Here is a 25,158-nt window from a genome sequence, read left to right as displayed (position 1 = left end):
AAAAAAGGCGGGCCGGCAACATTGGGGATGCCGGCCCGCACTAAGGGAGACTAGAACTTGAATTTGCCGCCGACGTAAATTCTGCGCGATCCCGATTCATAGCGGAATGGCAATTCCGGGAACTGCAGATAGGCGGACTGGTCTGCCTTCGTCAGGTTGATACCTTCGACAAGCACGCCGAAATTCTCGTTGAAGTCATAGGAAATCTGTCCATCCAGCTGGCCATAGGACCGCTGGTAGATACCCAATGTGCGCGTCACCCCACCATCGCCAAAGCCGAAGTTTCCGACATATTGCTTCGACCGCCACGTGTAGGAAGCCCGCGCAGCAAAACCATCTCTTTCGAAATAGATCTGACTGTTGAACGAATGTTTCGACACACCCGGCAAGGCCAGATTGCTGTCAAAATCGTTGAAGCCATCGGTTTTTGTATCCGAGAATGTATAGTTGGCGGTGAAGCCCAGACCGAAGTCAAAGGCATATTGACCGGCAACCTCGAAACCCCGGACCCGGCCGCCGGTGCCGTTGGCTGGCTGGCTAACCGGCCCCAATCGACCGCCCGACTGATCGTTCACGAAAATCGGAACGGTCTCCGTGACGATGAAGGAGTCGACTTCTTTCCAGAAGGCACCAACCGAAAGCAGGCCTTGCCGACCAAAGTACATTTCATAGGCCAGATCGAACTGATAGGCGCGGAACGGCTCCAGCTCGGCATTGCCCCGTGACCCGTTGGTAAACAGAAACAAGTTCTCGGTCGGCGATCCAACAGTGGAATCTCTGGTAAACTGCGTAGAGAATCCGCGACCCAGGTCATCGAGCGCTTGACGTGCAACCACGCGCGCGGCGGAGAAACGGAGCTTCTTGTCATCGGCAATGTCGACCACCGCGTTGATGCTCGGCAGGAAATCGGTCGTGCTGCGGACAATCGTATCGGTCTGGAAGTCGCGCAAAACGCCGTTCCAGCTGTCGGTACCCCAATAGCTGGGATCGGCATTGGATGGCTGGTTCTGGTCGACCCGCAATCTGGTGTTCACGACCCGCAGACCGACATTGATATGATAGGGATCGTCCGCTCCGCCCATATCCGCCATGATATAGCCGGACTTCGTTTCTTCCTTGACCAGATAGGCCTGCAGCGGATCCTCGAAATAGCTGATCGGCGTATCCGGATATAGCGCTTGCAGCCAGCCGAGAGCATCGGTCATCTGCGACCGGTCCTGAACCGAGATACTGTCGCCCGGAATATTGCCGCCACCAGCAAAATTCTTGATCGTCTCAACCCGTTCCGGATTGGACAAAAAGGACTGGAACGGCGTGTTGACAGCAGGCGAGTTACCAAAGCGGGAGCAACCGGCGAAGGCTGCAGGCTTGTTGGCCTCTGGCAAATCACAGATTTTGAAACCGATCGCACCGTCCTGGAAATAACCATAAGGCGTCCAGTTATACTGGAAATTGTCTTCACGCTCGGATTCCGGAATCGCCGTCGCATCCAGTTCACCTTTGCCGGACAAGTCCGCCAGATAGCGTCCTGAACCGAACTCGACGGTGCGCTGGCCATAACGGAAGCCTGCGCTCAGCGTGATCGTGTTGTCATCGCTATTGTCCACATCATAGGCGAAATCAGCCTTGATCGAATGGCCGTCCACCTTGGACCGGTCGCCAAAGGCCCAGTGCGACTTGAAATAGCCGTTGGCCGGATTGGTGAACAGATCGTCGGCGGTTCCGGCGCCGAAGCCGAAGACCGGGAACTTGCCATTGTCATAGGTGAAATCCCAGGTCGCCGGGGCAGCCGGATTGCCGGGCACCCCGTCGATCAGGGCGCCGCCCGGATCAGTCTGGCGAATGCCATATTGGGTGTAGCGCACATCGGCATTGGCCACTTCGCGATTGAGGTCTGCGGTGGAATAATTGGCTGCGATACTGGCGCGGAAATTGCTGCCATTGTCCCAGTCGATGCCGAACTGCAGATTGTCCGACTTGATATTCGTAACATCAACCAGCGAGATAACCTCGGCCGAATTCGCCTGCACGGTGCCGCTCTGCAAGACGCCGTCGGAGTCGATTACGGCGTCAGAGCTGAGTTGCAGCAATTCCCCCTGACCGAACGGGAATTTGGCCGAGGCCTCGCGGGTGTCCACTTTCAGATCGGAGTGGATATAGGTTGCGCTAAGCTCCAACTCGTCGGTCGGGCGATAGTTGAGGCCAAGCGAAGCACCCCAGCGCCGGCGATATTGATCGCGATCGGTTATATAGCGATATTCCGGAGCATAATAGTTGGTCGGCGTGGTTGCCGTGTCCCGGCGACCGGCAGCAAAGGCCCAGTTGCCGCGATTTTCCCCGCCGAGCACATTGTGATGGTCGTTGGTCTTGTCATAGCTGAACGAGGCGATGATACCCAGCTGGTCATTGAAATTATAACCCGCGATCAGCGCTCCGGTCGGTTCCCATCCGCTGATTTCCGTGCCCTTGTTCAAACGGGCGTTGCCGGCGATGGTGAACCCGTCTTTCATGTCCAGCGCGCTGCGTGTCTTCAGATTGACGATACCGCCAAGACCGCCTTCGATAAGGGAGGCGTTGGGTGACTTGAACACTTCAACGCCACCGATCAGTTCCGATGGCACGCCTTCCAGCGAGTCATTGCGGACGAAATTGCCCTCGCCGACCTTGAAGGTTTCCTGGCCACTGACAAACAGGTCGCCATTAAGGAGCGTCAGGTTCTGATCGAGGCCGCGGATACGGACCTTCGTGCCCTGGCCATTTTCGCGGTCGATCTGGACACCGGGAAGGCGTTGCAGCGACTCGGCGATATTCTGGTCCGGGAATTTGCCGATATCTTCCGCCGTCACCGATTCAATGATCAGGTTTGAGTCGCGTTTGGCGACCAGCGCGTTTTCCAGCGAAGCCCGGAAACCGCTGACGATGATGATATTCTCATCCGTCTCGGCGGCTTCCGCTTCCGGAGCCGGAGCGGGAGCATCCTGGGCCATGGCAGTGCCGGCGCTTCCCAATGCATATAGGGAAGCAGCAGCCATCAAAGCACGACGAGATATATTTCTGGTACCGATCATTCTATCATCCTCCCGAATGTAACGCTTTTCCGCGAAATCATCCATTTTAAATCATCTGCAGCCGTTGCGACTTGCAGATACGTAAAAGGGCAAAGTGCACGCCCCAGTTGCGCCAATGGACTCAGACAAGTCCATCTCGCATATTGATCTGCAAGAAATTGATAACGCTGTCAACGCAAAAATGACAAGGTTGTCAAATTTGATTGATAACGTTGTCAAAAATATGTATTGGCCGGTTGGAAGACTACTCGAAAGTAGCAAAGACCTTGTGGGAGGATATGTAATTGACCTGTAATGCGTACCACAGAATCGCCGGCCCGCTGCTGGCCCTGACCATGATCCCGGCATGCGTGAGCACTCCGCTGCCGGCGGAAAAAATCGCCGCCACGCCCGATGATACGGCCGCGACCGTCCATCCTGACATCTGGCCACAGGCCGATTGGCCCTATGCCAAAGATGCCGCCGTCGAATCGCGCATCGAATCGCTGCTAGCCCGTATGACGGTCGAGGAGAAAGTCGGCCAGGTCATCCAGGCGGATATCGCCAGCGTCACGCCGGAGGAAGCGAAACGCTATCATCTCGGGTCGATTCTCAATGGCGGCAATTCGGCGCCGGGCGGAGACGAATTCGCGCCGCCGGAGAAATGGCTGGCACTGGCCGACGCCTTTTATGATGCGTCGGTCGACACCAGCGGCGGACGCACCGCCATACCGATCATCTGGGGCACCGACGCGGTGCACGGCCACAGCAATATCGTCGGCGCGACTCTCTTTCCCCATAATGTCGGACTCGGCGCGATGCGCGATCCGGAATTGCTGGAGCGAATCGCCCAGGCGACCGCTCTCGAATTGCGCTCGACCGGAATGGAGTGGACCTTCGCTCCAACCATAACGGTACCGCAGGACGGCCGCTGGGGCCGCGCCTATGAAGGCTATTCGCAGGATCCCGCTCTGGTCGCCAGCTATGTCGGCCGGTTCATCCGAGGGCTGCAGGGAGTCCCCAGCGACGAGCCGATCTTGAACGGGCCCCATGTACTCGCCAGCACCAAGCATTTTCTGGCCGATGGCGGTACATTTGAAGGCCGCGATCAGGGCGATGCCCGGATCAGCGAGACCGAATTGCGCGATGTCCACGGCACACCCTATGTTCCGGCCATCAACGCCGGCGTACAGACAATCATGGCAAGCTTTTCCAGCTGGAACGGCAAGAAGATCACCGGCCACAAGGGCCTGCTGACCGACGTATTGAAGGAGCGCATGCGCTTTGGCGGTTTCGTGGTCAGCGACTGGAACGCCCACGGCCAGATACAGGGATGCACCAACGCGAGCTGCCCGCAGGCGATCAACGCCGGGCTCGACATGTATATGGCTCCGGATACCTGGAAGCCGCTCTATCACAGCCTGGTGAAACAGGCGAAGGACGGCACCGTGCCAATGGCCCGGCTGGACGACGCGGTCGCCAATATATTGCGGGTCAAAATCCGGGCCGGACTGTTTGAAGCCGGACGCCCTTCGAGTCGCCCCTATTCCGGCCGCTATGATCTTCTCGGCAGCGCGGATCACCGCGCGCTGGCCCGGGAAGCGGTGCGCAAGTCGCTGGTTCTTATCAAGAACAATGGGCAGATATTGCCGCTCAGCCCGAAGAGCCATATTCTTGTCGCCGGCGATGGCGCCGATGATATCGGCCGCGCTTCGGGTGGCTGGACGCTGACCTGGCAGGGCACCGGCATTTCGAACGACAAATTTCCGGGGGCGACCTCGATCTGGCAGGGCATCAGCGATGCCGTCACCGCTGCCGGCGGCACCGCCCGTCATGCACCCGACGGCAGCTACGAGCAAAAGCCGGACGCAGCGATCGTCGTCTTTGGCGAAACGCCCTATGCCGAATTCCAGGGCGACCTGAAAACGCTGCAACTCAAGCCCGAACTCAAAGGTCCCGTGGCGACGATGCGCAAGTTGAAAGCGCAGGGCATTCCGGTCGTATCCGTCTTTCTCACGGGGCGTCCCCTGTGGACCAATCCGGAAATCAATGCGTCCGACGCCTTTGTCGCGGCCTGGCTGCCCGGCTCCGAGGGCGGCGGCGTGGCAGACATGCTGTTCCGCGACGAAGACGGCAATCTGGCCCATGAATTCGAGGGGAGACTAAGCTTCAGCTGGCCGATGACGGCCGACGCATTGGGTCCCCGCCTGTTCGATCTGGACTATGGTTTGACCACGGACGCTGTTTCCGACGTGCCTGTGTTGCCGGAAATTTCCGGCGTCGCCGAAGAGGAGACCAGCGCCGGACTGTTTTTCGACAAGGGTCTGCCCACCGCTTCCTGGTCGCTGATGGTCTCGGATGGCGAGTCGGACCGGACGCGCATCACCACCACGCCGGTGGAAGCCGTCGATGGCCGGGTAGAGGTCCGGGCGGTCGACCATCTGACGCAGGAAGGCGCGCGCCAATTTACCACCGATGGCAGCGGCCCTGCCCTGATCGAGCTGGTGACCCATGCGCCGATCGACATCAGCCGCGAAACCAATGGTGATGTGCTGTTGCTGGTGACGATGCGCTATGACGAAAAGGGCAGCGCCCCGCTCATATTCTCGATGCAATGCGGTCCGGGCTGCGGCGGAGCCGTCGCACCGGGCGGGCTTGACGCGCTGCAGGCCGGCGAATGGCAGACCGTGGGCCTGTCGCTGAAATGTTTCGCCAATGCGGGCGCCGACGTCAGCAAGCTGGACGCGCCCTTCCAGATATCCACCAGCGGTGCCGTCAAATTCAGCCTGTCGCGGGTCGCGGTGGGGACGGTGGCCGACAGGATATTGGACTGCGAATGAATATGAACGATAAGAACAAGAGACAGGCAGGAGAGAGATAATGACAATTGAGGCAACAGGCGCGCCAGCCGCTGCGCCGGCAGAGGGTTCGAAGCTCGAGACGCGCGGCGTCCTGATATTGGTGGTGGCGATATTTTTCCTGTTCGGCGGGATAACCAATCTGAACGATGTGCTGATCCCGAAACTCAAGGGCCTGTTCTCGCTCAACTATGCGCAGGCGATGCTGGTGCAGTTCGCCTTTTTCACCAGCTATGCCATTTTCTCGATCCCTGCCGGTATCGTGATGAAAAAGCTCGGCTATTTTCGCGGCATTGTCCTCGGCTTCGGGATCATGGCCGTTTCCTGCCTGCTGTTCCTCCCGGCCGCCTATTCGGGCCTGTTTGGATCCTTTCTCGCGGCCTTGTTCATGCTCGGCGGCGGCATCACCCTGCTACAGGTCGCGGTCAATCCGCTGATCCTGTCGCTCGGCAGCCCGGAAACCGCGCATAGCCGCCTGACCTTCGCGCAATTTTTCAATTCGGTCGGCGTCTTCCTGATGGTCCGCTTTGGGGCCGAAATCATCCTCGGCGAGACCGCAGAAACCGATGGCTCGACGCTCACCGGAGAGGCGCTGAAAGCCTATCGGGTCGCGGAAACGACGGTCATCGGCCACAGCTATATCGGCCTTGCCATCGTCCTTGCGCTGATCGCCGTGATGTTCTGGTTTGCGCGCAATTTCATCGAGCGCCAGAAGGTCGAGGAAGTGAAGATGACGGGCAGCTTCGCCCTGCTGCGCAGCAATGCCCGCTTGCGCTTCGGCGTGGTCTGCATCTTCCTCTATGTCGGCGCGGAAGTCGCAATTGCCAGCATCATGGTCAACTATCTCGGAGACGACAGGACGCTGGCGCTTGATCCCCGTTCTGCCGGCATCATGCTGTCCTATTACTGGCTGGGCGCGCTGATCGGACGATTGATGGGCGGCTTCCTGCTGCGCCTGACCAGGCCGGGCCTGCTGCTCGCGCTTTTTGCCGCAGCGGCGATAGTGCTCAATATCGTCTCGGCGGTCTCGACCGGCGAACTGTCCGCCTATTCGCTGGTCGCAGTCGGCCTCGCCAACTCGATCATGTTCCCGACCATTTTCAGTCTCGCGACAGAAGGACTGGACGAAGAGGCACCGCAAGCCTCCGGCCTGCTCTGCACCGCCATCGTCGGCGGTGCGATCATTCCGCTGCTGACCGGCGTGGTCGCAGATGCCGGAGGGCTCGCCGTGGCGCTGGTCGTGCCGATGGGCTGCTACGCCGTCATCGCCTGGTACGGCCTCTATGCGGCCCGGAAATAGATTTCCGGCAGCCGGATGTGGGTCGTTGTCGCTTGCAACCATGACTGGTACAGGTGCCATTTGACAGACGGGAAAATATTGTGACCAAAGCCACAGAGAATAGCGGCATATCGTCCCGCTTGCTGCTTTTCGGAGCGACCGGTGATCTGGCAAAACGCATGCTTCTGCCTTCGCTCTTTGCGCTGCACGAAGATGGCCTGATCGCGCCGGACCTGCGGATCGTCGGGACCGCGCGCAGCGAGATGTCGGACGAGGACTATCGCGCACTGGCGGCAGAAGCCCTGTCGGAATATCTGCCGGAGGATCGCAAGGGCAACGGGCAGTTGCAATCCTTTCTCGAGCGCCTGTCCTACCAGCCGCTGGATGCACGGAAGAGCGAAGGATATGATGCGCTGTCCGGCAAGCTCGGCGACATATCCGGCGGACTGGCAATTTTCCTTTCGACCGCGCCATCGCTGTTCGAGGCCACCATCGCCGGTCTCGATTCTGCCGGACTGACAGGAGACAATGTCCGGATTGGCCTGGAAAAGCCGCTCGGCCATGATCTGGAAACATCTGGCCTGATCAACGACGCGGTGGCTGCGGCCTTCACCGAGGATCAGACATTCCGGATAGACCATTATCTCGGCAAGGAAACGGTCCAGAACCTGATGGCGCTGCGCTTTGCCAATATGATGTTCGAGCCCCTGTGGAACGCCAATGGCATCGACCATGTGGAAATCACCGTGTCGGAAACCGTCGGTCTGGAGGGGCGTCACGGCTTTTACGACGATACCGGCGCTTTGCGCGATATGGTCCAGAACCATATGCTCCAGCTGCTCGCGCTCACCGCCATGGAGGCGCCGGCCAGTCTTGATGCCACGTCCATCCGCGACGAGAAGGTGAAGGTCCTGCGCAGCCTGCGCCCGGTCACGGCGGAGGAAATGGTCCGCGGCCAATATGGCGAGGGAGCGGTCAAGGGCGGCGCTGTGACAAGCTATGCCGACGATCTGGGCGAGGGTTCCGACACCGAGACATTCGTCGCGATCAAGGCGCATATCGACAATTGGCGCTGGCAGGGCGTGCCCTTCTACCTGCGCACCGGCAAACGCCTGTCCGAGCGCCGCAGCGAAATCGTGATCCAGTTCAAATCGGTGCCGCATAATATCTTTGCCGAGCGCGGTGGTCGGCTCAATGCCAACCGCCTGGTCATCCGCCTGCAGCCGGAGGAATATGTGCGATTGCAGGTGATGGCCAAGGAGCCGGGCCTTGACCGCGACGGCGTGGTGCTGCGCGAGGTCCCGCTCGACCTGTCGCTCTCGCAGGCCTTTGCAAAAGCGCGCAAGCGGATCGCCTATGAACGGCTGCTGCTCGACCTGATCGACGGCGACCCCACATTGTTCGTGCGCCGCGACGAGGTCGAGGCCCAGTGGCGCTGGGTCGATGCCATTCGCGAGACATGGCACAAGAATGACATGAAACCGAAATCCTATGGTGCAGGAAGCTGGGGACCATCGGCAGCCATTGCGCTGACCGAACGCGACGGAGTGAGCTGGCATGAGTGAGGCCGAGGACATAACCGCCCCGATCTGCTGGGCCGCCAAGGCCGATGCTGAATCGGTCGCGGACCATATTGGCGCGATCATCCAGCGCCCCGGCAATCACTGGCTGGCGGTTCCCGGAGGAAAAACGCCGCTGCCCATTTTTGACATATTGTCCAGGCGCACCCTGCCATGGGGCACAGTGTCGCTGATGCTGACCGACGAGCGCATTGTTCCGCCGAACCACCCCGCTAGCAACCAAGGCAGACTGGAGGCCTCTTTTGATGCGACGCCTGCCCATGTTGCGAAGCTGGAAGAAGGTTTGCCGCTGCCGTTATTCGATCTGGTCTGGCTCGGCATGGGCGCAGATGGCCATATCGCGTCGCTCTTTCCGAACATCGAGCCTAATGCCAGGGGTGCGCCCGCCGTCATCCGCACGCGACCCGATCCCCTGCCACCCGAAGCGCCTTTCGAGCGCCTGTCGCTCAACCTCGCGGCTCTGACCCAGGCCCGGGAGATCATGCTGGTCGTGCGGGGTTGTGACAAGAAGCGAGTGCTTGATGAAGCCATTGCCGGCGAGAATGACCTGCCGGTCGCCAGACTGTTTGCCGCCGCCCGCTGCCCGATCACCATCTTCTGGAGTCGCACATGACCCTTCATCCCGTCGTCGAGAAAGTCACCGAACGGATCATCGCCCGGTCGGCGAAAAGCCGGAAGGCCTATCTCGACCTGATCGACCGCGCCCGCGACGCCGGCGTTCACCGGCCCACCCTGTCCTGCGGCAATCTCGCGCACGGCTTTGCCGCCAGCGGCGCGGACAAGCCCGTCATCCGCTCGGGCAAGGCGATGAATATCGGCATTGTCACCGCCTTTAACGACATGCTCTCGGCGCATCAGCCCTACGGCCGCTATCCCGAGCAGATCAAGATTTTCGCCCGCGAAGCCGGCGCAACCGCGCAGGTTGCCGGCGGCGTGCCGGCGATGTGCGACGGGGTTACCCAGGGGCAGGACAGCATGGAACTGTCCCTTTTCAGCCGCGACGTGATCGCGATGGGCACGGCGGTCGCCCTGTCCCACGGCATGTTCGAAGGCGCGCTGCTGCTCGGCATCTGCGACAAGATCGTACCCGGACTGCTGATAGGCGCGCTGCGCTTCGGCCATTTGCCGACCCTATTGATCCCCGCCGGACCGATGCCGTCGGGTCTCGCCAACAAGGAAAAGGTCCGCGTGCGGCAGCTATATGCCCAGGGCAAGGTGGGCGAGGAAGAATTGCTCGAAGCGGAAAGCGCCAGCTATCATGGCGCGGGGACCTGCACTTTCTTCGGCACTGCCAACAGCAACCAGATGATGATGGAGATGATGGGCCTGCATATGCCCGGCAGCTCCTTCGTCAATCCGGGCACCAAGCTGCGCCAGGAACTGACCCGTGCCGCGACGCATCAGCTGACCCGCAATGGCTGGGCGGGTGACGATTACCGCCCGCTGGGCCGCTGCATCGACGCAAAAGCCATTGTCAACGCCGTGGTCGGCCTGCTCGCCACCGGCGGTTCGACCAATCATGTGATTCACCTTCCCGCCATCGCCCGCTCCGCCGGAATAATGATCGACTGGGACGATATGGACGAGCTGTCCGCAGCCGTGCCGCTGATCGCCAGTGTCTATCCCAATGGTGCGGGCGACGTGAACCATTTCACCGCCGCGGGCGGCATGCCCTATGTCATCCGCGAGCTGATCGGGGCGGGCCTGGCGCATGATGATATCATGACCGTCTACGGTCGCTCGCTGTCCGAGGGCGCAAGGCAGCCGGTCCTCGAAGGGGATATATTGCGCTTTGACGATGCCCGGGAACAGAGCGCCGACGACACGATATTGCGTCCGGTGCACAGTCCTTTCAAGGCGGATGGCGGCATGAAGCTGCTGCAGGGCAATCTCGGCCGGGCGACGATGAAGGTCAGCGCGGTCGACCCCGTCCGCTGGACGATCGAAGCGCCGGCGGCCATTTTCCACGACCAGAATGATGTGGTCGCGGCCTTCAAGGACGGCAAGCTGGATCGCGATGTCATCGTTGTCGTCCGCTTTCAGGGACCGGCGGCCAATGGCATGCCGGAACTGCACAAGCTCACCTCGCCGCTCGGCGTGTTGCAGGACAAGGGCTATAAGGTCGCTTTCGTCACCGATGGCCGCATGTCCGGAGCCAGCGGCAAGATACCCGCGGCGATCCATATTTCGCCGGAGGCCTATCACGGCGGCCCGCTGGGCAAGCTGCGGGACGGCGACCGGGTGCGGGTCTGCGCGGCGAAAGGCGAGCTTGTTGCGCTGGTCGATCCGGCAGAATGGGAGGCCCGCGAACAGGCCGCGCCACCGCCGCCCGCCATGGGCACCGGCCGCGAACTGTTCGCGATGATGCGCCATCACAGCGATCCGGCGGAAAAAGGCGGCTCGGCGATGCTGGCCGAGGCGGGACTCTAGACATGGCCGAGATTGTCGTAGCCGATATCGGCGGCACCCATGCCCGCTTTGCCATCGCGGACGTAGAGAATGGCGCTATCGCATCGCTCTCGGAACCGATAACGCTGGCGACCGCCGACCATCCGAGTTTCCAGATTGCATGGGAAGTCTTTGGCGAGCAGTTGGACCGACCGCTACCCCGCGCCGCGGCCATTGCCGTTGCCGCTCCGATCAACGACGAGCTGATCAATCTCACCAACAATCCGTGGATCATCAGACCGCCACAAATCTGCGAGAAACTGGCGGTAGACCGCTATACTCTGGTCAATGATTTCGCGGCGGTCGCCCATGCCGTTGCTCTGGTCGGCAGCGACCGGTTCATGCATATTGCCGGGCCGGACATAGCGCTGCCGCAATCCGGGGTGATCAGCGTGATAGGCCCGGGCACCGGTCTGGGCGTGGCGGCGCTGGTCTGCACGGACGGCAAGCACCAGGTCCTGGCGACAGAAGCGGGCCATTGCGATTTTTCTCCGCGCGATGCCGTCGAAGACCGCATCTTGCAAACGCTGCGCGCCGTGCATGGCCGGGTGTCGGTCGAGCGCATCGTATCGGGACCTGGCCTGCGCGCCATATTCGAAGTGCTGTCGGACATGGAAAACCGGCCGATGCCCGCCGGCGACGACAAGCTGCTGTGGAAACTGGCATTGGAAGGTCACGACAGCATCGCCATCGCTGCGCTCGACCGTTTCTTTCTGGCACTGGGATCGGTGGCCGGGGACATCGCGCTGGCCCATGGCGCCGGTGCGGTCGTACTGGCCGGTGGCCTGGGCCTCAGACTGACCGATCATGTCGCCGCGTCCGGTTTTGCCGACCGTTTCACGTCCAAGGGCCGTTACCGCGGGTTGATGGAAAGCCTGCCGGTCAAGCTGATCACCCATCCCGAACCTGGCCTGCTCGGTGCGGCTGCGGCCTTCATCCAGGAACATGGCGCATGACCGGGCAGATCAGACCGATCGAGCAGCTGATGCGTCGGGCCAGGGTCATTCCGGTGCTGGTCATCGACGATCTTGCCCGCGCGAAGCGGTTGGCCGAAGCGCTGGTCAGCAGCGGCTATCCGGTGCTCGAAGTGACATTGCGGACGGCCTGTGCGCTGGAAGCCATTGCGGAAATGAAACAGGTTGCGGGTGCAATCGTCGGCGCCGGCACTGTCACCAATCCTGACGCGCTTGCTGCAGCCATCGACGCAGGCGCCGAATTCATCGTCTCGCCCGGATTGACCGACCGGCTGGGCCAGGCCGCGATTGCCGCCGATATCCCTTTTCTCCCCGGCGTCGCCACTGCGGGTGACATCATGCGCGGGCTGGATCTCGGTCTGAACCATTTCAAATTTTTCCCGGCCGAGGCAGCGGGCGGCATAGCCGCACTCAAGGCGCTGAGCGGACCGTTCGGACAATGTCTGTTCTGCCCGACCGGCGGGATCAGCGAAGCCACCGCGCCCCAATGGCTGGCGATGGACAATGTCCTGTGCGTCGGTGGCAGCTGGCTGGTCCCGTCGCTTTAGAACAGGGCAATAGCGGCTAGAGCCCCAGGACCCTTTTGGCGATGATGTTTCGCTGGATTTCATTCGTGCCACCATAGATGCTCTGCGCGCGGGTGCCGAAATAATTGGCCACGCCGGGCGCGGCGAAGGCGGCATTCCCGGTCCATTCCGGACTGACACTGTCGGCAAATTTGCGGTTGCCGTGCTCGGCCGCGGCTTCCAGAAACAGGGTCGTGATGTCCTGCGCCAGATCGGTCGCCATGATCTTGAGGATCGAGGCCTCGTTGCCCGGCGTCCCGCCATCACGGACCGCAGTCAGCACCCGGAGCACGGTGATTTCCAGCGCGTCGAGCCGCGTTTCCGCTTCGCACAGGCGGCTCGCAAAAAAGCCGTCATCGATCAGCCGCTGGTTGCCGCCGGTCGGAATTTGCGACGCGATCGCACGGACATCGGCCAGTTGCTTCCGCTTGCCACCGATTCGCGCGTAGGAGGTGCGCTCGTTGCCCAGCAGATATTGCGAATAGGACCAGCCCTTGCCCTCCTCGCCGATCCGGTTGCCGACGGGAACCCGGACATCGACAAAATCGCACTGGCTGAGATAATATTTACCGTCGATGGTGATGATCGGCTTCACCGTCACGCCGGGCTGGTCGAGCTTGCAGCAGATGAAGGTGATGCCCATCTGTTTCTTCGCTTCGCGCGCGGTGCGGGTCAGCAGGAAGATCCAGTCCGCATGCTGGGCCGCCGAGGTCCAGATTTTCGTGCCGTTAAGAATATATTCGTCACCGTCCCGGACCGCGGAAAATTGCAGGGAGGCCAGATCGGAGCCCGCTTCGGGTTCGCTATAACCTTGCGCCCAGCCGACCGACCCGTCACCAATCCCGCCCAGCCAGCGGGCTTTCTGCTCGTCGCTGCCAAATGTGTAGATCACCGGACCGACATAGACGACACCCATAGGCGTCACCGTCGGCGCTCCGGCCCGCTCCAGCTCCTCGTCGAAAATATATTGTTCCTCGATCGACCAGCCCGGACCACCATATTCCTCCGGCCAAGCGCTCGCCAGCCAGCCCCGCTCGCCCAGCGCCATCTCGGCGCGGCGGACCTCGGCGGTGGTCAGGCTTGCACCCGAAGCAACTTTTGCCAGGATATCCTGCGGATAGTCATGCTGGAAATAGGATCGTATCTTCTCGCGAAAGGCCTGCAATGCGGTGTCGTGACCCAGTTTCATGATATTGCCCTCTTTCCTCTGCTGCCGTGGTCCCGGCTTCAATGGCGGTGACTGTGCACTAATCGGACAAAATGTGAACTGCCGTTGTGATTCAAATTTGCGCAAGACCTTTCGCACCCTGACCCTCACAGCATCCGCGCAGCGCAGGAAGTAGGAGAGGCAAGCCCTTCTGCATCGCGGCTTCGCGCGAGCCGGGGGGACAGACGATGGTGATAGGCGATTCGTTCCAGCCGGCGACCCGCGCCTTTCCTACAGCCCCCGGCCTATGGTAAAGCAGCAACATGGTCACAGCTGATCCGCCCCGAAATCGCCGCTCTGCGCCTCGCTCCTCCCTAATGGAAACCGTTAGCCGGAGGTCAGAATAACCCCCGCACGCGACCAAAGCTTTTTCCGCTTTAGGGGGTGTGACCCGTGTGACCCTGTTTTTATTTTTGGTAAAAAGGAGACTTGCCGGGACAATATATTCGCAAAGAAGCGCGGCTTTGCTATTGCCGCCCGATGTGCATCATTTCCCTAGCGTGGCAGGCCCATCCCCACTGGAAACTTGTCGCGATCGGCAACCGGGACGAGATGCACGGTCGCCCCGCAAAACCGCTGGCCCGGTGGGAAAACCACGACCATTTGCTGGCGGGGAAAGACGTGCAGGCCGGCGGGACCTGGCTCGGCATCTCCGAACAGGGTCGTTTTGCCGTGGTCACCAATCTCAGCGGCTATGGCGCGCCCGACGCCGGACGCGCGTCGCGCGGTGACCTGCTCAGGGACTTTCTGGCTGGCGAGGGTGTTTATGCCGATCTCGATGCGGTGCATTTTTCGGACTTCAACCCGTTCAACCTGATCACCATCGAGGCTGGCAAGGCCCTGATCCATTCCAACCGGCCGGACAGTGTCAGCCGCGGGCTCGAGCCGGGTATCCATGGACTCTCCAACGGTTCGCTGGACAGTCCCTGGGCGAAGGCCGGGCATCTCAATGCGGCCCTGCAGGGCTGGTTGCAGAGCGCGTCGACGGAGCCGGCCACGCTGCTTGACCTGCTGACCGACCGATCAACATATCCGCTGGCGCAAGACGCAACAGGCCCGAGGCCGGCGCAGCTGGAACCGGCCAGTTCCGGGATATTCATTGAAAATCCGGTCTACGGAACGCGCTGCAGCACGATTGTCGCGATTGACCATGCGGGCAACGGATCCATGCTGGAGCGCCGCTTCGATGCCGCCGCCCGAACCACCGGGGAAGACCGCCTGTCCTTTTCCTGGCCGGGCTGAAATCCCGTTGGCAGCCGGCATAGAAAATCCGTGCATGCCGCTTTCCGGAAATTCCGCTATGTCGCCCCTATGGACCCGCCGATGCAGAACATGATCCCGCGAATATTCAATCGCCTGTCGTCGGACAGCTCGCGCAGCTATGTCTCGCTGTTCGTCGGACTGGCGGTCTTTGTCGCCGGGACCCTGGCCACCTATGTCGCGCAAAGCGCCGACCGGCCGGTCAGCGCCGCGCTGATCTACGTGTCCGCCGTGACCATCATCGGTGCGGTAAACGGCCTGCGCGGCGGCCTGCTGGCCGGTATCGGCGCCTCTTTCTTCTACAATTTCTTCTTCAGCGAACCCCTGCTCGATTTCGGTGTCACCACCTCCGACGAATATATCCCGCTGGTCGCTTTCAATCTGAGCGCGCTGCTGTCCGGGGCGCTGGCCGGCCGGATCAACGACCGGGCCCGCGCCGCCGAAATTGCCCAGCAGAAAATCAATCTGCTGCTCGCCATCAGCAACCAGTTGCAGACCGCCGTGCATCTGGAGGATATCGACCGCGCCATCGTCCAGACCGGCATATTCGATTCATCGGGGGAATTTGAAATATACGCGATCAGCGACGAGGAGTGGATCGCGGTCGAGGGCAAGGCGCAATGGCTGGCAGAGGCCCGGCAAGCGGTCGGGCAAGGCGAATGGGGCCTGTTGCAGGACCAGAAAACCGCCTATCTTCTGTCCTCCTCGCGGCGCCGCGTGGGTCTGCTGATCTGCAGCCGGGATGCGCAGAAATCCAAGCGGCTGAGCAAGATCGACTTTGATGCGGTGCTGAATTTGCTGAGCATGGCGATCGACCGCTTTGTCCTGCTCCACCAGAAATCCGAAGCGGAGGCCATGCGCCGGTCGGAGGAATTCAAGACCGCGCTGCTTTCCTCCATATCCCACGACATGCGCACGCCGCTGGCGGCGATCTCGGCATCCGCGTCGAGCCTTGCCTCCTATGGCGATACGCTGCCGGAGGCCTCGCGCAAGGAAATGCTGACGATCATTCAGGACCAGTGCGAACGGCTGAACCGCTATACCACCAACCTGCTCAATCTGGGCCGGCTGCAGGCGGGCATATCGCCCGACCAGCTGGAGAGCCTGGACCTGATGGAGATGCTGGGCTCGGCGGTCAACACGGTGAAAATGCACCATAGCGGGCGGGAGGTCATAAAGAGCCTGCCGTTCGACGCGTGTACGGTGCGCGCCAATCCGGTCATGCTGGAGCAGCTGTTCTACAATATTCTGGAAAATGCGATCCAATATAGTCCGGACGCAGCGCCGGTACTGGTGACCGGACACAAGCAGGCCGGGCAGGTCGAGATCGCCATAGCGGATCAGGGCTGCGGCATTCCCGCCTCCGAACTGAACCGGGTTTTCGACCGCTTCTACCGTTCGGCGGAAAATATCCGCAAGGAAGGCCACGGTCTCGGCCTGTCGATTGCCGCGGGCTTTGCCCGGGCATTCGGTGGCGATATCTCCGCTCACAGTCCGCTGGAAATGGGCAAGGGAACAAAGATCATCGTCAGGCTTCCGGCATCCGCCTCCCCCATAGAAAGCAATGGCCAATGAACGTGAAAATATTGCTGGTTGACGACGAGACCGCGCTCATCCGCTCGCTGCAACCGGTGCTGATCGCGCAGGGCTATGGCGTCGATTCCGCCGGGACAGCGGCCGAAGCGCTGAAAAAGGCGAAAGAGACCGTATTCGACATCATCCTGCTCGACCTCGGATTGCCCGATGCCGACGGCAAGGAGATCATCGCCAAACTGCTCGACCTCAACGCCCTGTCGATTCTGATCCTGTCCGCCCGCCACCAGGAGGCAGAGAAAGTCGCCGCGCTGGATCAGGGGGCCGATGATTTCATCAACAAGCCGTTTAATATCGAAGAGTTGTTGGCGCGAATCCGGGCGGCCGTACGGCGGAAGAAGAACGAAGCGGTCAAAAGCCAGGAGTTTGAATCGCGGCACCTGCGGATCGACTTTCTCAAACGGAAGGTCTTCCTGATGGGCGACGAAATCAAATTCTCGCCCAAGGAGTTCGATCTGCTGGAAACGCTGGCACGACACGCCGGTCAGGTGGTGACCCATCGCCAGCTGCTGCTGGCCGGGTGGAATGATCCGACGATCGATACCCAGTATCTGCGCTCCTATATGGCGCTGATCCGCCAGAAGCTGGAATATGATTCATCGCAGCCGGAATATCTGCTGACCGAACCGGGCGTTGGCTATCGACTGGATATTGATTTCGAACATTGAAGGTTGGATGACGCGGGATTTGTCGGGGTGAGCAAATGCCCGCGCCATCACAGAGGGCTTCTTTTGGTTCATGATGCCCCTCGCGGGGACAAGCCGGTTCTACAATGGCCCTGATAACGCCGTTACCACGGATTTTATATGCCCCTCCGTGGATGAGCGGGGCATATAAAATCCGTGGTAATTGCTTTGGCAAAACCGACCTAAAAGGCTCCTGTAACAGTCAAAAGGTTTTACCAAATGTCCCACTCCCGCGTTTCCGTAAAATTGATCTCGATGCCGCTGCTGGTTGCGGCTCTGGCCCTGTCGGGCTGCAGCAAGAAGGCCCCGGAAGGCCTGCCCCCTGCACCGGGCGACAATATGGACTATAACAGCGCGCCCGGCGGCCCGATCAAGGGCAGCCAGGAAGATTTCCTGGCCAATGTGGCCTCGGACCGGATCTTCTTTGAAACCGACCGCAGCGATGTCGACAGCGAGGACCAGCAGATATTGCGCAGCCAGGCGGCCTGGCTGATCGCCAACCCCAGCGTCCGTATCCGTGTGGAAGGCCATTGTGACGAGCGCGGCACCCGCGAGTATAACCTCGCGCTCGGAGAACGCCGCGCCAATGCCGCGAAAAATTATCTCTCGACGCTTGGCGTCGCGCTCTCGAGAATATCGGTAGTCAGCTACGGCAAGGAACGGCCGGACGCTCTGGGATCCGATGAAACGGCATGGCAGAAGAATCGCCGGGCCGTTACGGTCACCGTTCGCTAGTTACCGCACATCTTGCGACAGTGAACCCGGCGGATCATAAACCACCGGCAATATTGCCGGTGGTTTACCGCGGACTGGACAACGTCTAGCGTGGCCGGGCGGCACGATAGCGGTCACCGGCAATCACGCCCTTCAACAGTTCCGGCTGAATTTCCTCATTCTTGTCTTTGGCATGCAGGACCGACACATCGCCGGTGGTCTCGGCGATCACCACCAGTACCTGCGAAAAATTGATAGCATTTGCCTCGCGCAGCTTTCCCCAGAGATCATCCTCGGTCATCTTGGCTTTCCGGAGCTGGTCATGCTGGATTTCTCCGCCGATCATGATGAGCCGCGGCTTGTTGTCAGCCAGAAGTTGCAGGCGGGGGAAGCGGCTTCGCAAAATCGCCATGCCGATCTGTAGTCCGAACAAGAAAACAAGCGCCGCGATACCGTGGGTAATCGGCGGGTTTTTGGACAGGATGACGGATCCCAGGACCGACCCGATCGCTACGGTTACGGCAAAGTCAAAGCCGCTCATCTTGGAAAAGCTGCGGACTCCGGCCAGCCGGGTCAGCAGAATTACAGTCACATACATCGCGGCGGCGGAGAGCGCGATCAATGCGATCTGCTCCCACCCCGTGGTCGTCCATTCATTCAGCATCATATTCCCCCCGTTCGGTTCAATAGGTCAGGCGACTTCCTGCTTCTCTTCAGGTTTGCGCTCGTCAAAAATCCTGGCCAACTCTTCCGCACGCTCTTCGCTCAGGTCTTCCTTGGCGGCGGCGAAAATTTCATTCTCTTCCTCGTCCATATGGTGCTCGAGCCGCTCCTTGAGCGTCTTGAACCGGGCGAGCCATCCGGTGCTGCTGAAATCCATATCGACCAGATCCTCGAAATAGTCGTCGGCTTCCTTGTGTTCCGCAACCGAATGGCGGCCCTTGTCCTGCAAGTCGGGCCGGGCGAGCATTTCGGCGTAGAGAGACTGTTCCTCGGCGTTGGCATGCGCGGACACATCAATCCGCAGCTGCTCGAAGGACTGACGTCGCTCCTTCGTATCGCCGCTGGTGTCGGCTACGCGTTCAAGCATTTCGCGGTGACGATCATGATCCTGTTTGAGGCGGGTAAAAATGTCGGTCATAATATCTCCATCGGTAACGTTCTGCTCAAAAGACGCGCGGAACGTCATTTGGTTGCATTCCGATGCAGTGCATTCCCGTTCCGCAGAAGGAACAGTCCGCTTGCATTCCCCGGGCTCGCTCAATGAAACAGGCCGGCAATCCGCCCATTTTGCAATGATTTCAAAAAATCTAAAAAAAATTGCAACTTGTCGGGAACCAATGTTGATCCTGGCCGTTGACTGGTTTGAATGGATGTTGACCCATGACCCGGCGTTACTTTCATTCCTCAAAAACCGGCTGGGAAATTTGGCCCTTCGTATCCCCCCCGTTTACCAACGGACAGATTTCCCAGCCACCCTCCCCATATTGTTGCGCATCAGCCTGACCCTCCGGATCAGGCACCGTTTGATGAACACAGGCGAAAGACGCAAAAAAATGGCCAGGACATGATGCCTGGCCATTCGTGTCTGTTGGTCTGGAAAGACTATTCTTCGGAAGGCATCTTCACGTCGACATCAGGAACGTCAACGGTGACTTCTTCAGTGCCGACTTCTACGTCGGCTGTTTCAACGTCGATCTCAGGCAACTGGCCTGCGTCACCGGAAACATCGACATCCATGGAGGGCATTTCGCCTTCTTCGGTAACATTCGCTTCACAGGCGGAAAGTGCCAGTCCAGCGGTCATTACTGCCGCAATTGCAATCTTTTTCATTTTGAACTCCCTTTAATGGTTCGATATATTCAACGTCAGGATGCGCATAGAGTTCCCCAACAGTCAATTTTTATTCGCGGCCCAGCCGCATCCGGAAGGCATCGAGGTGGAAATAGCTGGAATCGAACTGGCTGATTTCGGCAAGCCGCGCTTCGTCCTTGAACAGGATCCAGCCATGGTCGCGCGCCAGCAGTCCGTCCCGCTCCAGCTGCCGTAAAACCCGGTTGGTATGAATGGGGGTCAGCCCGAGCGCGTCCGCGATAATGGCCTGGGTCAGCGGAACGCGAAATCCTTCGCTGGTTCCGGCTCCGGTAATCAGCACCCGCCGATAAAGTTCCAGCAGGAAATGTCCGATTCTTTCGCGCGCGGTCTGTTTGCCGTTCCTGACAATCTGTTCTCGCAGAAAGGCCTCTTCCTGCACCTGCATCCACCAGAACGCGAGCGTCAGTTTGCCCGATTCGGTCAACAGGCGCCGAAATACCGCCGGCCGGACCGACAGGCCGGTCAGCTGAGTCACGGTCTTTACCGAATGGTCCGCCTCGGCAGCGACCAATACCTGAAGGTCGAAAAAGTCCCCGGGCAGCAAAATGTTCAAGATCTGACGGCGGCCATCCTCCAGCGTCTTGTAGCGGATCGCCCAGCCCTCCTTGACGATCAGCACGCTATCAAGCTCCTGGCCGGCATCAACGATTTCGCTATTCTTGTCGAACGTCTGCTCCCGACCCTCGATATCCATGATGACTTGCTGATCGGCCTCGTCGAGGTCGGCATAGAAGGAGATGCGCCGCAGCAGGGCCTTCTGTGCCACTAGCGAAACCGTGCTTCGTCGGGTGCGGGAAATCTGATCGTGCAGATCAGGCCATCGGGCGTCCAGTCCCGGTCAATCTCGCCGCGCAAATTGCGCGTGATGCTGTGATCGATAAGCGAGGAGCCAAAGCCGGATAGTGATGGAGGAGGCTGGGACTTGGGCCCGCCGCTTTCCGACCAGCGCAGTTCGACGATATCCTGCCCGTCATCGTCGGGAAGAATGGTCCATTTGATTTTCACCAGGCCGGTATCGGCGGTCAGTGCGCCATATTTGGCCGCGTTGGTGGCCAATTCGTTAAGCACGAGCGAAATCGAGACCATCGCGTTTTCTTCCAGGATGATGTCGGGGCCGAACCAGCGCACCTTTGGATAGGTCTTGCACAGGTCCCTGACCAGCGCAGCGAAGGACCCCGTCACAAAATTGGTGTCGAGCAGGATTTGCTGGGCCCGGTTCAGGGCGCTCAGGCGATTCTTGATCCGTTCGATATAGTCATCAATCGATGTCGCCGAATTCTTGGTCAGCATCATGATCGACTGCAGCGTGGCGAAAAGATTGCGGAGCCGGTGATGAAGCTCGCGCGTATGAAGCCGCAATTGCTCCTGCTGATCGACAGAATGGGTGATGTCCTTATTGACCCCGGTCAGGGTCGGCCGCCCGTTTGCTTCGAGATAGTCGCCGTAGCCCTCGACCCAGCGAATCTCGCCCGAGGGCAATATGATCCGGAAACGCGCTTCATATTTTTCGCCCGGCGCTGCTGCCGCGCTCATTGCCTCGGTGACACTTTCCCGATCTTCGGGATGGATACGGGCGAAGGCATCTTCCACTTGGGTGAGCGCCTCGCCGGCGTCCTCTCCCCAGATCTTCATATAAGCCCCGCCCCATTCGATCTTGCCTGTCTCCAGGTCGGTCCGGAAGCTGGCAATGTCGCTGAGGGCCAGCGTGAGGTCGAGATTGGACCGGTCAATGGCCGCGTTTTTCTGTGCCTGCTCGCGCAAACGGATCTCGCGGCTCAGTTCAAGCTCGCTCATGACGATATCAGCCATGGTCTTCAACTGGTCGAGCTGGTTCGCGGTAATCGAGCAGCGTGGCACCGTGTCGGCAAACCACAAGGCTCCCAGAACCATGCCATTGGGCGCGATCAATGGCGCACCGGCGTAAAAACGGATCGCCGGACCACCGGAGACCAACGGATTGTTGCTGAACTGTGGGTCCACCGAAGCGTCTTCGATGACCAGCGATTCATGGCTGTCGACCATTCCGCCGCACAGGGAGGATTTGCGATCTGCGTCAGTCTCCGCCAGTCCCACTGCTGATCGGAACAACTCCCGATCTTTCTCAATCAGTGAGATCGATGCGACCGGCGCTGCGAAAATATCAGCGACAAGCCGTGTGATTCGATCAAAGGCATTTCTCCGCGCATCGTCCATGACCTGATAGCTGCCGAGCGTCGCCAACCGTTCGCTTTCCATCGTCGGTTCCAACTCTTCGGTCATCTATTGCCCGCCTTCATGTCCAACCCCTTTTTATTCCTGACCCTGAAGCCGTTCCATTACCAACGATCAAGTTGCGATCCTGTTGCATGCTGGCGGAACCAAAGCGGCAAACGATACGGTAACTCACTCGAAAACCCCATGCGGAGGCTCATCCATGTATAATGATGTCCCGCAAAATCATATAAAATGATTGAAGACAGCTGCGCCATCTTTTTCGTCGCCACCGAAGGGCGAAGAGCACAGCCCGCTATCGTCAGACGACCGCGCGCGTCTCGCTTCACCGGTGCCAGAACAGCAAAAGGGCTGCGAGAATTACATTCTGCAGCCCTTTGAATCTCATCCGGAACGACCTAGCGGCGCGCCATTAATGCGCCGACTAACAGACCGATACCAGCGGTCGCGGCGATGCTTACGATCGGATTTTCCTTGAACGTGGCCTGGGCCTTCCGGCGCCCCTTGGTGCCGGCCTCAACTGCATTGGCGCGCGCAGCGTCAAACTTGGTCTTCGCATTGGCGCGCAATTCTGACGCATTTGCCTTCGCATCGGCCTTGACGGACTTGGTCAAGGTTGCCAGATCATCTTTCAATGTTTGCAGATCCGATTTTACCGCGCCCATTTCTTCGGAATAATTGCCTGTCATTTCTTTTTCTCCATATTCGGTCTAGTGATCTAATGATGAGTCAACGAACGCCGACCGAATTGGTTCCGGATCAGGCCTGCAAACACGAGATGCAAATGTCGCCTACCTGACGAAATTATGATGGAACCCTATTTACAGTCATGCGTAGGGAACCAATCACGGAGATATAAAATATGTCACTAGCTCAAAATCTGAAACCGCATCTACCTTATTTACGGCGATATGCCCGGGCTCTGACCGGCAGCCAAAAGAGCGGCGACGCATTTGTGAAGGCTACGTTGGAAGCGATTATCGCCGATCCGGAACCCGTCCCGGACGACAATGATATACGGGTTCATCTATACCGGGTTTTCGCCGGTATCTGGGAAAGCGCGCATGTCCGGGTGTCTGAAGATCCCGACGACAACACGGCGCAAAACCGCTTGAATGCCATCCCTCCCATCAGCCGTCAGGTGCTGCTATTGACCGCGCTGGAAGGGTTTTCCGTTAGCGAAGTCGCAAAAATCGCCGATGTCGGCGAAAATTCGATCAACGGCTTGCTGGACGATGCCATTGCCGAAATCGACAAGGAGATCCGGTCAGATGTTCTCATCATTGAGGATGAAGCCCTGATTTCGATGGAATTGCAGCAGATCGTCACCGGGCTGGGACATCGTGTCTGTGGAACTGCGACGACCCACAAGGGTGCGCTCGAAGCGGTAGCCAATGCCAAACCAAGCCTGGTGCTGGCCGATATCCAGCTGGCGGACGGCAGCTCGGGCATTGATGCCGTGAAGGATATTCTGGAGCAGATATCGGTTCCGGTCATCTTCATCACTGCCTTTCCCGAGCGGTTGCTCACCGGAGAGCGCCCTGAACCGACATTTTTGATCACCAAGCCGTTTCAGCCCAATGCGATTCGCGCGGCGATCAGCCAGGCACTGTTCTTTTCAACGGCAAAGCAGGACGCCTGATCGCGTCATCCGCCTGAATTACCAGGACAAACGCCTCGCTGCCGGCTCAGACTTGTGAGCCGGCAGCGAGGCGCAACTGTTGGCAGCGGTGCCAAATGAAGCAACCACGATTCACGTCAGCATATTAAAATTTAGGGCGGGGATGTCGGCGAACGCCGGACAGCCTAGGGCGCTATTTTCTCGACTGCGCCGATGATATTTTCGAGCGCCGTTGCGGTTAGATTGTCATGACCGTCCGACGCGGAGGTGAAGCGCCCTTCCTCCAGAATCGCTTCCAGCGATTTGCGCGCCCTGGAGACGCGGCTTTTCATGGTGCCGACCGCGCAATTGGCGATTTCTGCCGCTTCCTCGTAAGAATAGCCGCCAGCACCTACCAGAATGATGGCCTCGCGCTGGTCGTCGGACAATTCCATCAGCCCGCGTTGCAGGTCGGCAAGATGCAAGGGTTCCTGCTGGGGAGCGGGAGCGGACAGGACCCGTTCGGCAACCAGCTCGTCATAATTGGCACTGAATTTCTTGCGGCGCATGCCAGAGAAAAACGTGTTGCGTAATATCACGAAAGTCCATGCACGCATCGATGTGCCGGCAATGAAACGGTCGCGCGCAGCCCATGCTTTCAACAAGGTGTCCTGCACAAGATCGTCGGCAAGATCACGATCGCCTGACAGACTTCGGCCGAAAGCACGCAAATGCGGAATTGCTTCCGTCAGCTGCTGCTTGAACTGCGCCGGCGGCAACGCCTGGGGCTTATTCATTATCGTCTGGCCGGCTGGAGTTCACGTCACTAGTGTCGTTTGCTTCCAGCTGGTCCAAAAGCGCCAGCATGTCGTCGGGTAGCGGCTCGTCAAGAACACTTGAATACATGTCCTTAAGTCCAAGGCCTAATCTCTCTTGCATGTCTTCCTTGTTTTTCACCGGCATATCCTTTGACCGTTGCCCTGCATCATCCGGTTCCGAAGAATCCGATGTGCCAGCTTCATCTTTTTTCTGGCTCGTCAAATCATGCCTCGTTTTTCCTTGCTTGAAGACAGAACACGCGGTGTCCGGAAAGGTTGCATATAAATTTTTCGGGAGAATGTCCAATAGCGCGGAACAATCTTGAGAAGTCGGCGTTGGCTTAGTGGAGGAAACACATCACAAGTGGAAATTTTTGGCAGTGACCGACACTCCGGACACGGTCTTATAATCGACGATAGGAGGAGACAAAGGCCGCGCGGG

Annotated in this window: 22 protein-coding genes; 12 read left to right on the top strand and 10 right to left on the bottom strand. The window is 59.4% G+C overall.

Annotated features, from left to right (window positions below; genetic code table 11):
* Positions 1-50: 50 nt before the first annotated feature.
* Complete coding sequence (locus CHN51_RS09135; RefSeq protein ID WP_206170053.1) at positions 51-3,068, bottom strand: TonB-dependent receptor; 3,018 nt, start codon at positions 3,066-3,068, stop codon at positions 51-53.
* A gap of 284 nt (positions 3,069-3,352) precedes the next feature.
* Here CHN51_RS09135 and CHN51_RS09125 point away from each other — a divergent pair, with 284 nt between their 5' ends.
* The 7 genes from CHN51_RS09125 (at position 3,353) to eda (ending at position 12,734) form a co-directional block, all read left to right on the top strand.
* Entirely contained in the window at positions 3,353-5,887 is a 2,535-nt protein-coding gene (locus CHN51_RS09125; RefSeq protein ID WP_240616929.1) for an exo 1,3/1,4-beta-D-glucan glucohydrolase, read from the top strand.
* A 40-nt stretch (positions 5,888-5,927) separates the two neighbouring features.
* A complete protein-coding gene (locus tag CHN51_RS09120; protein ID WP_100093738.1) occupies positions 5,928-7,205 on the top strand; it encodes a sugar MFS transporter in 1,278 nt (425 codons plus the stop codon).
* An 80-nt stretch (positions 7,206-7,285) separates the two neighbouring features.
* A complete protein-coding gene (gene zwf, locus CHN51_RS09115) occupies positions 7,286-8,749 on the top strand; it encodes a glucose-6-phosphate dehydrogenase (RefSeq protein ID WP_103143267.1) in 1,464 nt (487 codons plus the stop codon).
* Positions 8,742-9,377, top strand: a complete 636-nt coding sequence (locus tag CHN51_RS09110; RefSeq protein ID WP_100093737.1) for a 6-phosphogluconolactonase — start codon at positions 8,742-8,744, stop codon at positions 9,375-9,377. The genes zwf and CHN51_RS09110 overlap by 8 nt, the downstream gene beginning before the upstream one ends.
* Complete coding sequence (gene edd / locus CHN51_RS09105; RefSeq protein ID WP_100093736.1) at positions 9,374-11,194, top strand: phosphogluconate dehydratase; 1,821 nt, start codon at positions 9,374-9,376, stop codon at positions 11,192-11,194. Before CHN51_RS09110 ends, edd begins: the two co-directional genes overlap by 4 nt.
* Before the next feature lie 2 nt (positions 11,195-11,196).
* Positions 11,197-12,168, top strand: coding sequence for a glucokinase (glk, locus tag CHN51_RS09100; RefSeq protein WP_100093735.1), 972 nt, complete (start codon positions 11,197-11,199; stop codon positions 12,166-12,168).
* Positions 12,165-12,734, top strand: a complete 570-nt coding sequence (gene eda / locus CHN51_RS09095) for a bifunctional 4-hydroxy-2-oxoglutarate aldolase/2-dehydro-3-deoxy-phosphogluconate aldolase (RefSeq protein WP_206170051.1) — start codon at positions 12,165-12,167, stop codon at positions 12,732-12,734. The genes glk and eda overlap by 4 nt, the downstream gene beginning before the upstream one ends.
* Positions 12,735-12,750: 16 nt before the next feature.
* On the opposite strand, the gene CHN51_RS09090 is transcribed toward eda, so the two are convergent.
* Complete coding sequence (locus CHN51_RS09090; protein WP_100093734.1) at positions 12,751-13,941, bottom strand: acyl-CoA dehydrogenase family protein; 1,191 nt, start codon at positions 13,939-13,941, stop codon at positions 12,751-12,753.
* 447 nt (positions 13,942-14,388) lie between these two features.
* Here CHN51_RS09090 and CHN51_RS09080 point away from each other — a divergent pair, with 447 nt between their 5' ends.
* The 4 genes from CHN51_RS09080 to pal all read left to right on the top strand — a co-directional run bounded on the left by CHN51_RS09080 (position 14,389) and on the right by pal (position 18,233).
* On the top strand, positions 14,389-15,201 hold the full coding sequence (locus CHN51_RS09080; RefSeq protein WP_346426339.1) for an NRDE family protein: 813 nt from the start codon (positions 14,389-14,391) through the stop codon (positions 15,199-15,201).
* Between the two features lie 81 nt (positions 15,202-15,282).
* Positions 15,283-16,794 (top strand): ATP-binding protein, encoded by a 1,512-nt coding sequence (locus CHN51_RS09075; RefSeq protein WP_164089080.1) that lies wholly within the window; start codon positions 15,283-15,285, stop codon positions 16,792-16,794.
* Positions 16,791-17,480 carry a response regulator transcription factor gene (locus CHN51_RS09070; protein WP_100093730.1) on the top strand — a complete coding sequence of 230 codons (690 nt, stop codon included), beginning with the start codon at positions 16,791-16,793 and terminating at the stop codon, positions 17,478-17,480. The genes CHN51_RS09075 and CHN51_RS09070 overlap by 4 nt, the downstream gene beginning before the upstream one ends.
* 237 nt (positions 17,481-17,717) lie before the next feature.
* Entirely contained in the window at positions 17,718-18,233 is a 516-nt protein-coding gene (pal, locus tag CHN51_RS09065; RefSeq protein ID WP_100093729.1) for a peptidoglycan-associated lipoprotein Pal, read from the top strand.
* Positions 18,234-18,318: 85 nt separating this feature from the next.
* Here pal and CHN51_RS09060 read toward each other — a convergent pair whose 3' ends face one another.
* The 6 genes from CHN51_RS09060 to CHN51_RS09030 form a co-directional block, all read right to left on the bottom strand.
* Entirely contained in the window at positions 18,319-18,879 is a 561-nt protein-coding gene (locus CHN51_RS09060; RefSeq protein WP_206170044.1) for a YetF domain-containing protein, read from the bottom strand.
* 24 nt (positions 18,880-18,903) lie between these two features.
* Positions 18,904-19,353, bottom strand: a complete 450-nt coding sequence (locus tag CHN51_RS09055) for a hemerythrin domain-containing protein (protein WP_100095501.1) — start codon at positions 19,351-19,353, stop codon at positions 18,904-18,906.
* A gap of 464 nt (positions 19,354-19,817) precedes the next feature.
* Positions 19,818-20,045 (bottom strand): hypothetical protein, encoded by a 228-nt coding sequence (locus CHN51_RS09045; protein ID WP_100093726.1) that lies wholly within the window; start codon positions 20,043-20,045, stop codon positions 19,818-19,820.
* A 70-nt stretch (positions 20,046-20,115) separates the two neighbouring features.
* A complete protein-coding gene (locus tag CHN51_RS09040; RefSeq protein WP_100093725.1) occupies positions 20,116-20,853 on the bottom strand; it encodes a Crp/Fnr family transcriptional regulator in 738 nt (245 codons plus the stop codon).
* Positions 20,853-22,346 carry a PAS domain-containing protein gene (locus tag CHN51_RS09035; RefSeq protein WP_100093724.1) on the bottom strand — a complete coding sequence of 498 codons (1,494 nt, stop codon included), beginning with the start codon at positions 22,344-22,346 and terminating at the stop codon, positions 20,853-20,855. Before CHN51_RS09035 ends, CHN51_RS09040 begins: the two co-directional genes overlap by 1 nt.
* A gap of 350 nt (positions 22,347-22,696) precedes the next feature.
* Entirely contained in the window at positions 22,697-22,987 is a 291-nt protein-coding gene (locus CHN51_RS09030) for a DUF883 family protein (protein WP_100093723.1), read from the bottom strand.
* A 173-nt stretch (positions 22,988-23,160) separates the two neighbouring features.
* On the opposite strand from CHN51_RS09030, the gene CHN51_RS09025 reads away from it, so the two are divergent.
* Positions 23,161-23,940: a response regulator gene (locus CHN51_RS09025; RefSeq protein WP_100093722.1), complete on the top strand. Its 780-nt coding sequence runs from the start codon at positions 23,161-23,163 to the stop codon at positions 23,938-23,940.
* Between the two features lie 164 nt (positions 23,941-24,104).
* Here CHN51_RS09025 and CHN51_RS09020 read toward each other — a convergent pair whose 3' ends face one another.
* Positions 24,105-24,695, bottom strand: a complete 591-nt coding sequence (locus tag CHN51_RS09020; protein ID WP_100093721.1) for a sigma-70 family RNA polymerase sigma factor — start codon at positions 24,693-24,695, stop codon at positions 24,105-24,107.
* Positions 24,688-24,939, bottom strand: a complete 252-nt coding sequence (locus CHN51_RS09015; RefSeq protein WP_100093720.1) for a NepR family anti-sigma factor — start codon at positions 24,937-24,939, stop codon at positions 24,688-24,690. Before CHN51_RS09015 ends, CHN51_RS09020 begins: the two co-directional genes overlap by 8 nt.
* Positions 24,940-25,158 lie beyond the last annotated feature (219 nt).

Source organism: Sphingorhabdus sp. YGSMI21, from assembly GCF_002776575.1.
Taxonomy (GTDB): Bacteria; Pseudomonadota; Alphaproteobacteria; order Sphingomonadales; family Sphingomonadaceae; genus Parasphingorhabdus.
The sequence above is the reverse complement of the archived record's forward strand: the minus strand, read 5'-3'. Positions and strand labels throughout refer to the sequence as shown.